This is a genomic window from Neisseria sp. P0021.S006 (assembly GCF_051956895.1).
Genome location: NZ_JBQCWZ010000715.1, coordinates 1 through 711 on the forward strand (window position 1 = coordinate 1; position 711 = coordinate 711).

Below are 711 nucleotides of genomic sequence, written 5' to 3' on the forward strand. Positions count from 1 at the left end.
GTTATGCTAAAATCTGTTAAATACTTATTAAAAAGGCAAAGAACAATGTTTGCTTTCAAATCCTTACTTAATATGCCGCGCTTTGAGGCCATCGCTGTGGCCTTGGCTTTGGTGGCGGCAATGGGTTACACGATTATTTCGCTTGAATGGCTGCCGCATATGTCGATTGTGAAGGCGATCGTGGTCTTGCTGTTGTACGGTTTGATGCGTGGCTTGAAATATCAAGACATGCAAAACGGTATGATAGGCGCGGTCGGGCAGGGCATGGGTGCGATTTATCTGTTTTTCTTTATCGGCCTGATGGTCAGCGCGCTGATGATGAGCGGTGCGATTCCGACGCTGATGTATTACGGTTTCGGATTGATTTCGCCGACTTATTTTTATTTCTCGGCGTTTGCGCTTTGCTCAATCATCGGTATTTCCATCGGCAGTAGTTTGACGACTTGTGCGACTGTCGGCGTGGCATTTATGGGTATGGCGGCTGCGTTTCATGCCGATATGGCGATGACGGCAGGCGCGATTGTGTCGGGTGCGTTCTTTGGCGATAAAATGTCGCCGCTTTCCGATACGACCGGTATTTCCGCTTCGATTGTCGGCATGGATTTGTTCGAACACATCAAAAACATGATGTACACCACTGTGCCTGCGTGGTTGATCAGTGCAGCATTGATGTTGTGGCTCTTGCCTAATGTTGCCGCGCATGATATGAAC

Annotated in this window: 1 protein-coding gene; it reads left to right on the plus strand. The window is 48.4% G+C overall.

Going from position 1 to position 711, the window contains the following annotated elements; translation table 11 throughout:
- Positions 1-45: 45 nt before the first annotated feature.
- A partial coding sequence (locus ACTHUM_RS16660) for a Na+/H+ antiporter NhaC family protein (protein WP_440403514.1) occupies positions 46-711 on the plus strand: 666 nt, incomplete at its 3' end.